The 7,689-nt window shown below is 60.9% G+C and carries 8 protein-coding genes and 1 rRNA gene; 8 read left to right on the top strand and 1 reads right to left on the bottom strand.

Translation table 11 applies throughout. The features are described 5' to 3' along the window. Positions 1–88, bottom strand: a 16S ribosomal RNA gene (locus GTP46_RS23110); the annotation flags it as partial. Positions 89–416: 328 nt separating this feature from the next. On the opposite strand from GTP46_RS23110, the gene GTP46_RS23105 reads away from it, so the two are divergent. From GTP46_RS23105 to GTP46_RS23070, 8 genes are all read left to right on the top strand, one after another. Further along, complete coding sequence (locus GTP46_RS23105) at positions 417–1,892, top strand: B12-binding domain-containing radical SAM protein (protein ID WP_161008976.1); 1,476 nt, start codon at positions 417–419, stop codon at positions 1,890–1,892. A gap of 74 nt (positions 1,893–1,966) precedes the next feature. After that, positions 1,967–3,085, top strand: coding sequence for an MlaE family ABC transporter permease (locus GTP46_RS23100; RefSeq protein ID WP_161008975.1), 1,119 nt, complete (start codon positions 1,967–1,969; stop codon positions 3,083–3,085). Beyond that, the gene (locus GTP46_RS23095; protein ID WP_161008974.1) at positions 3,082–3,906 is read left to right on the top strand and encodes an ABC transporter ATP-binding protein; all 825 of its coding nucleotides are present in this window, start codon (positions 3,082–3,084) and stop codon (positions 3,904–3,906) included. Before GTP46_RS23100 ends, GTP46_RS23095 begins: the two co-directional genes overlap by 4 nt. Then, complete coding sequence (locus GTP46_RS23090; protein WP_161008973.1) at positions 3,906–4,832, top strand: MlaD family protein; 927 nt, start codon at positions 3,906–3,908, stop codon at positions 4,830–4,832. The genes GTP46_RS23095 and GTP46_RS23090 overlap by 1 nt, the downstream gene beginning before the upstream one ends. Before the next feature lie 11 nt (positions 4,833–4,843). Continuing rightward, positions 4,844–5,458 carry an ABC-type transport auxiliary lipoprotein family protein gene (locus tag GTP46_RS23085; RefSeq protein ID WP_308495443.1) on the top strand — a complete coding sequence of 205 codons (615 nt, stop codon included), beginning with the start codon at positions 4,844–4,846 and terminating at the stop codon, positions 5,456–5,458. Further along, a complete protein-coding gene (locus GTP46_RS23080; protein WP_371869730.1) occupies positions 5,455–6,630 on the top strand; it encodes a VanZ family protein in 1,176 nt (391 codons plus the stop codon). Before GTP46_RS23085 ends, GTP46_RS23080 begins: the two co-directional genes overlap by 4 nt. Positions 6,631–6,657: 27 nt before the next feature. Further along, positions 6,658–6,975: a (2Fe-2S) ferredoxin domain-containing protein gene (locus GTP46_RS23075; protein WP_161008972.1), complete on the top strand. Its 318-nt coding sequence runs from the start codon at positions 6,658–6,660 to the stop codon at positions 6,973–6,975. Between the two features lie 5 nt (positions 6,976–6,980). Beyond that, entirely contained in the window at positions 6,981–7,649 is a 669-nt protein-coding gene (locus GTP46_RS23070; protein ID WP_161008971.1) for an alpha/beta hydrolase, read from the top strand. Positions 7,650–7,689 lie beyond the last annotated feature (40 nt).

Below are 7,689 nucleotides of genomic sequence, written 5' to 3'. Positions count from 1 at the left end.
CAGAGCAAGCTCCGTGCTGCCGTTCGACTTGCATGTGTAAGGCATGCCGCCAGCGTTCAATCTGAGCCAGGATCAAACTCTTTAGTTTAATCTCTGTTTGTGACCACTGCTGGTCACTGGTTCGCTCACTCAAAATACTGACAGTATTACTACTGTATTATTTCTTGTAGAGCATTTAATGCTTTTTGTTGCAGCATCAAACGCCCACATTTATCGACTGTAATTTTTTAAAGATCATTCTGTGTTGCAGCTGAAGAAGCGTTTTGTTCATCAGCGAAGAGGCAAGATTATGAGGCGTTTCGTACATCTCGTCAAGCTCTTCTTTTTCTCGTTTCACTCTGCATTTGCATGCGTTGTTGTGCGAGGGACAGAACTATAGCAGTGGCCCGCCCTGCTGACAAGGGTAAAATATGCGGATGTCTATCTTACTTACCACGCTTAACGCCCGCTATACGCACGCCTCCCTGGGTCTGCGCTATTTGCTAGCCAATATGGGCGAGCTGCAGGAGCAAACGCGCCTGCAGGAATTTGTTATCGGCGCCAAGGCGACCGAGATCGTTGAACGCATCCTGTCGTACTCGCCGAAGATCGTCGGCTTCGGCATCTATATATGGAACGTCGAGGAAACCGCCAAGGTGGTGGCCATGCTCAAGCGCGTGGCGCCGCAAGTGGTGGTGGTGCTGGGCGGCCCGGAAGTTTCGCACGAGACCAATGAGCAGGAGATCGTCAAGCTGGCCGACTATGTAATTACCGGCTGGGGCGATGTGACCTTCCCTAAGCTGTGCGGCGAGATTCTGAACGGTCCGAAGCCGCTGATGAAGGTGCACGCCGGCGTCCAGCCGCCGATGGCCGAGATCAAGCTGCCCTACTCCTTATATAGCGATGACGACATCAAGAACCGCACTCTCTATGTAGAGGCCTCGCGCGGCTGCCCGTTCAAGTGCGAATTCTGCCTGTCGGCGCTGGACAAGACGGCGTGGCCGTTCGCGCTCGATACCTTCCTGGCGGAGATGGAGTCGCTGTACCAGCGCGGCGCGCGCCTGTTCAAGTTTGTCGACCGCACCTTCAACCTGAATATCAAGACTAGCCTGAAGATCATGCAGTTCTTCCTCGATAAAATCGAGGCCAACCCGGACGATCCAATCTACGCCCACTTCGAGCTGGTGCCCGACCACCTGCCGGATGCACTAAAAGAAGGCATCGCCAAGTTCCCACCGGGCGCGCTGCAATTCGAGATTGGCATCCAGAGCTTCAATCCCGAAGTGCAAACGCTGGTCAGCCGCAAGCAGGACAACCAGAAGGCCGCCGACAATATCCGCTGGCTGACCAAGCAATCGCACGCGCACATGCACGTCGACCTGATCGCCGGCCTGCCGGGTGAAACGGTGGAGAGCTTTGCCGAAGGCTTCAACAAACTGTGGGCGCTGGAGCCGCACGAGATCCAGCTCGGCATCCTGAAGCGCCTGCGCGGCACGCCGATTATCCGCCACACGCAGGAATTCGGCATGGTGTACGACCCGTACGCGCCGTACACCATCCTGGCCAACAAGGATATCGACTTCCCGACCATGCAGCGGCTGGTGCGCTTTGCCCGCTACTGGGACCTGGTGGCCAACTCCGGCCGCTTTGGCCACACGCTACCGGTGCTGCTGGGCGACGCGCCATTCCAGCGCTTCATGGCCTTCGCCGACTGGCTGTACGCGAACACCGACGCCACCCACCGCATCGCGCTGGAACGCCTGGTGGCGATGGTATCGCGCTACCTGCAAACACAAGGCATGGCCAAGGATGACGCCGAGGCCCTGCTGGCCAGCGATTACAGCGGCGGCGCCAAGCCCAAGCCGGCCGAGACACCGGCGCCGAAACGCCAGGCGCGCCGCCTCGCTGCCTGACCATAGATCTGCCTAAAGGAGTCCCGGTGTACGCTCTGGTAGCGGCCGGGGCCAAACTCCCTTAAACTTGAGGCATGCCTACCGCCCAAGAGCCTACCCTCACCCTCAATGCCGGCGCCGTCGCTGCTACCGGCACATGGCAAGTGCACGCGCTGGCGCAGGGCAAGGCGATGACCACCATCACCACCTTTCTCAAGTCGCTCAAGGGCGACCAGCTGAAATGGGACCTGTCGGCCATCGACAGCATGGACCACATCGGCGCCCAATTATTCTGGAACGCGTGGGGCAAGGCCCGTCCGGCCAATCTTCAACTGGCGCCGGAGCAGGAAGAATTCTTCAACCGACTCGAAACCACCGGCACGCTGGAGCTGCCGCGCTCACGCCAGAACCGCCTGACGCTGGTGATGAAGCTGGGCTTTGCCATGATGCTGTTCTTCGAACACCTGGCTGGCCTGCTGCGATTGATCGGCCAAGTGGTGCAGGATAGCTGGCGGTTCGCGCGCCATCCGCTGCGCGGGCCGTGGAAGGAAATCTCCGCCAATATTTACCATGCTGGCTTCCAGGCGCTGGGCATCACCGCGCTGGTGGGCTTCCTGATCGGCGTGGTGTTCTCCTATTTGTCGGCACAACAGCTGCGCAACTTCGGCGGCGATATCTTTTTAGTCAACCTGCTCGGCATGAGCATCATCCGCGAACTGGGGCCGCTGTTGGCGGCGATTCTGGTGGCCGGCCGCTCCGGCTCTTCCATCACCGCGCAGCTGGGCGTGATGCGCGTGACCGAGGAACTGGATGCCATGCTGGTGATGGGCATCTCCCACGGCTTCCGGCTGATTATGCCGAAGGTGCTGGCACTGGCCATCGCCATGCCGTTGCTGGTGATCTGGACCGACACCATCGCGCTGATGGGCGGCATGGTCTCGGCCAAAGTGGAATTGAATTTGTCGCCGCAGTACTTCCTGCTCAAGCTACCGGAAGCCGTACCGCTGGCGAACTACATGATTGGCCTGGGCAAAGGCGTGGTGTTCGGCATGCTGATTGCGCTGGTGTCCTGCCACTTCGGCCTGCGCATCAAGCCGAATACCGAGAGCCTCGGACGCGGCACCACCACCTCGGTGGTGACGGCGATTACGGCCGTGATCCTGGCCGATGCGGTGTTCGCGATTGTGTTTAGCGGCGTGGGGTTCTCCTTATGAGCGAATACGATAACGGCGAATTGCGGCTCGATGGCAGCGTGCCGGTGGTGGAGATCACCGGCCTGTGGACCAAGTACGGCCGCACCGTGGTGCATCAGGATTTGAATCTCGACATCGAACAGGGCGAAATCATGTCCATCGTCGGCGGCTCCGGCACCGGCAAGACCACGCTACTGCGGCAGATGCTGGGACTTGAGCGTCCGGCGCGCGGCTGCGTGCGCGTGTTCGGTGAAGACATCAGCGAGATCGATTCCGACCAATTACAGCAACTGCGCAATCACTGGGGCATGCTGTTCCAGCAAGGTGCGCTATATTCGGCGCTGACGGTGTTCGAGAACATCGCCCAGCCGATGCGCGAACTGCACGTGCTGCCGGAAGAACTGGTGCACGACGCCGTGCTGCTGAAGATGAATATGGTCGGCCTAGGTCCTGAGCATGCCAACAAGATGCCGTCCGACCTGTCGGGTGGCATGGTCAAGCGCGTGGCGCTGGCGCGCGCGTTGGCGCTGGAGCCCAAGCTGCTGTTCCTCGACGAACCCACCGCCGGTCTCGATCCCGATTTGTCGGAAGCTTTTGTGGCGCTGATTAAATCACTGCACCGTGAACTTGGTTTAACGGTGGTGATGGTCACGCACGACCTGGATACCTTGTTCGCGCTGTCCACCCGCATCGCCGTGCTGGCGGAAAAACACGTGATCGCACTGGGGCCGCTGTGCGATCTGCTGACTGTCGATCATCCGTTCATCAAGGAGTTCTTCCTCGGTGACCGTGGCCGCCGCGCATTGGAAGCGCTGGAAGAAAAAACATCAACGGAGCACTGATGGAAAACCGATCCCATGCCCTTACTACTGGCTTCTTCACGATCACGCTGCTGATAGCGGCGATCCTGTACGGCCTTTGGTTCAACCGCGACCGCGTCGAGCGTGTGCCCTACGTGATCGCCACTGCGCAAGCAGTCCCCGGCCTGAATCCGCAAGCGCCGATCCGCTATCGCGGGCTGGAAGTGGGCCGCGTAGGCGGCATCGCTTTCGATCCCAAGGTGGCCGGGCAGATTCTCGTCACGCTCAACATCAACACTGATGCGCCGATTACCACCACCACCTTTGCGGGCCTCGGTTATCAAGGTGTGACCGGCATCGCCTTCATCGCGCTGGATGACGACAAGGTTGGCTCGCCGCTGCTGCCGTCGAATAGCGACCGGCCGGCGCGCATTCCGCTGCGTTCCGGCTTGTTCGACCAGATTGAAAAGCGCGGCAAAGAGATCCTGACGCAGACCGAGGAAGTCACGCGCCGCCTCAACACGCTGCTCAATCCAGAGAACCAGAAAGTCATCCTCGGCGCGTTTTCCGATGTCAGCGAGACCGCGCAGAAGTACCGCGAACTGCCGGAAAAACTGCAGCCAACCATCGACAAGCTGCCGGCATTGGCCGACCAGACGCAGAAGACACTGAACTCCGTCACCGCGCTGGCCAACGATGTGAACAAGCTGACCACCAATCTGCAAGCCAAGGGTGGCCCGATTGACCGCATCACCAACACGGTGGAGCGCATCGGCGGTTCGGTGGATGCGGTGGCCGGCGGTATTGAGCTGGACACGCTGCCGCAAGTGAATTCGCTGTCCGACGACACGCGTGCTTCCATGCGCGCGCTGCGCAAGACCATGAACAAGATTAACGACCGTCCGCAAAGCCTGATCTTCGGTGCGCCCGGCACGCCACCCGGCCCTGGTGAAGAAGGCTTTAAATAAGGAATGACGAGATGATGATGACCACCATCCGCAACACCATGAGCATCGCTGCGATGGCGCTGGCACTCGGCGCCTGCGCCAGCAAGGGCCAGACTACTGCCAACTACGATTTCGGCCCGCTGCCGGCAACCGCCACGGCGCCATCCAGCGCCAGCAAGATCGGCGCAATTATCGTGGCCGATGTCAGTGGCCCGGCGGCGCTGGATACGGAGCGCATGCATTATCGCTTGCTGTATGCGGATGCGCGCCAGCAGCGGCCTTACGCTTACAACCAGTGGGCCAGCACGCCGGCGCAGCTGCTCACGCAGCGCATGCGTGCGCGCTTCGCGCAGGCTGGCATGAAAGTGCTGTCGACCACCGATGCTGCCGCCAGCACCACGGTGCTGCGCATGGAGGTAGAGGATTTCGCGCAGAATTTTGATACGGCCACCAGCAGCCAGGGCGTATTGAGTTTGCGCGCATCGGTGTTCCGCAACCACCAGCTGGTGGATCAGAAAACCTTCAGCAGCAGCATCGCGGCGCCGAGCGCCGATGCCGCCGGCGGCGCGCGCGCACTGGCCGAAGCCAGCGACGCCGTCGCCGCCGAGATGCTGAACTGGCTGGCGGCACTGCCGCCGTCCAAATGACGGAAAACATGTCGCAGCAGGTGGAACCGGCGCCCGCCCGGCCGGCACTCGCACCAGTCAGCAAAACCTCGCCGCTGACGCGGGCGGCGCTGCTGGCTTACCTGTTCCTGATTATCTACGCCAGCTGGTTCCCCTTCTCCGGCTGGCACAACCAGGGCCTGTCGCCGCTGATCTTCCTTGAGACGACCAGCATGCCGCGCTACTGGACCAAGTTCGACGCCATCATCAACGTCATCGGCTACATCCCGCTCGGCACCCTGATTGTGTACGCGCTGTACCCGCGCATCAAAGGCATCTGGGCGCTGCTGATTGCCGCTGCCGCCGGTCTGCTGGTGTCCGGCACCATGGAGGCGGTGCAAACCTATTTACCGAGCCGCGTCTCGTCCAATCTCGACTTCTATACCAATGCCGTCGGCTGCGCGATTGGTGGCCTGATCGGCGTGCTGACAGTGCGCCGCCTGCTCGACCAGAGCGAGCTGCAGCGCCTGCGCCAGGAATGGTTCGCACCACACGCCAGCCAGGGGCTGGTGCTACTGGCCCTGTGGCCGCTGGCACAAATCTATCCGCAAAACTTCCTGTACGGCCTCGGCCAGCTGCTGCCGATTTTGTCGGACTGGCTGTCGCAGCTGCTGGACATGGACATCGACCTCGCCAGCCTGATCCGCGCGGACGTGGACCTGACCGTCGAGCAGTACTGGCTGTCCGAAACCATCATCACCGCCTGCGGCATGGTCGGCGCTGGCCTGACCTTGCTGTGCCTGCTGCGCAAGCCATCGCCGCGCGGCCTGCTGGTGGCGGCCATGATCGCCGCCTCGATCTTGGTGAAAGCACTGGCCTCGGCCCTGCTGTTTGCACCGGAGAATGCCTTCGTCTGGATCACGCCGGGGGCGCAGGGCGGCTTCCTGATCGGCGCCATCATGCTGGCCGGCCTGGCCTACGCGCCACACGTGGCGCAGCGGCGGCTGGCCGTCACCACCCTGCTACTGGGACTGGTCATCATCAACACCACCCCAGCCAACCCGTATTTCGTGGCTACTTTGCAAACATGGGTACAGGGAAAATTTCTGAATTTCAACGGCGCCGCCCAGTTCCTGTCGCTGATGTGGCCATTCTTTGCGGTCTGGTTCCTCTGGCTGCCGTCCCACAAGCTAAACGCCGCCAAGGTATCATAGCGGCTACGACTATAAAGAGGCACGGCCATGAGCGATCCCCAATACTTCAAACACCACGTCTTCTTCTGCATGAACAAGCGTGACGACGGCCGCAACAGCTGCGGCGACCACGGCGCGGAAACCGCCCAAAAGCACGCCAAAAAGCGTTGCAAGGAACTCAACCTGAATGGCGCGGGCAAGGTCCGCATCAACCAGGCCGGCTGCCTCGACCGTTGCGAAGAAGGCCCGGTGATGGTGGTCTACCCGGAAGGCACCTGGTACACCTACGTCGACACCAGCGACATCGATGAAATCATCGACACCCATCTGGTTGGCGGCAAAGTTGTGGAACGTCTGAAAATCTAAGGCCTATGAACAAGAGCGAAAAATTTACCCTGGCCGGCGGCGCCGGCCTGATGGAAGGCGTACTCGATTTCCCAGCGGACGATGCTGCTCCGCGCGGCGTGGCACTGGTAGCGCACCCGCATCCGCTGTACGGCGGCACCATGGACAACAAGGTGGCCGTCACCCTGATGCGCACCTTCGTCAACCTTGGCTACGTCGTGGCACGGATTAACTTCCGCGGCGTCGGCAAATCCGAGGGCGTGCACGACCACGGCCAGGGCGAAACCGACGACATGGCCATCCTGCATGCATGGATGACCGAGAAATTCCCAGACTTGCCGGTGGCGCTGTCGGGCTTCTCCTTCGGCACCTATGTACAGACCCATCTGGCGCAGCGCATTGCTGCCGCCGGCAAACCGGCCGAGCGCCTGGTGCTGGTCGGCGCCGCCGCCAAGAAATGGCAGATGGCCGACATCCCGGCGGACACCATCCTGATCCACGGCGAGCACGACGAAACCATTCCGCTGATCGACGTACTGGACTGGCTGCGCCCACAAGATATTCCAGTGATCGTCATCCCCGGCGCCGACCACTTCTTCCACCGCAAGCTCGGCCACATCAAGAGCTGGGTCACGCAGCTGTGGGGCCGTGGCGGCTTAACCGAGGCTGAAACGGACACCGCAAATGCCGACTAAGCAACTATAATCATCGGGCTTTTAACTTTTACCCCCAGAT

This window comes from Duganella flavida (assembly GCF_009857445.1).
Lineage (GTDB): Bacteria > Pseudomonadota > Gammaproteobacteria > Burkholderiales > Burkholderiaceae_D > Rugamonas > Rugamonas flavida.
This window is presented reverse-complemented; position numbering and strand designations above follow the sequence as displayed.

What these genes read in the sequence shown, in the direction of transcription:
- GTP46_RS23105 (WP_161008976.1), top strand. Translation starts at nt 417, where the DNA reads ATGTCTATCTTACTTACCACGCTTAACGCCCGCTATACGCACGCCTCC.
- GTP46_RS23100 (WP_161008975.1), top strand. Translation starts at nt 1,967, where the DNA reads ATGCCTACCGCCCAAGAGCCTACCCTCACCCTCAATGCCGGCGCCGTC.
- GTP46_RS23095 (WP_161008974.1), top strand. Translation starts at nt 3,082, where the DNA reads ATGAGCGAATACGATAACGGCGAATTGCGGCTCGATGGCAGCGTGCCG.
- GTP46_RS23090 (WP_161008973.1), top strand. Translation starts at nt 3,906, where the DNA reads ATGGAAAACCGATCCCATGCCCTTACTACTGGCTTCTTCACGATCACG.
- GTP46_RS23085 (WP_308495443.1), top strand. Translation starts at nt 4,844, where the DNA reads ATGATGATGACCACCATCCGCAACACCATGAGCATCGCTGCGATGGCG.
- GTP46_RS23080 (WP_371869730.1), top strand. Translation starts at nt 5,455, where the DNA reads ATGACGGAAAACATGTCGCAGCAGGTGGAACCGGCGCCCGCCCGGCCG.
- GTP46_RS23075 (WP_161008972.1), top strand. Translation starts at nt 6,658, where the DNA reads ATGAGCGATCCCCAATACTTCAAACACCACGTCTTCTTCTGCATGAAC.
- GTP46_RS23070 (WP_161008971.1), top strand. Translation starts at nt 6,981, where the DNA reads ATGAACAAGAGCGAAAAATTTACCCTGGCCGGCGGCGCCGGCCTGATG.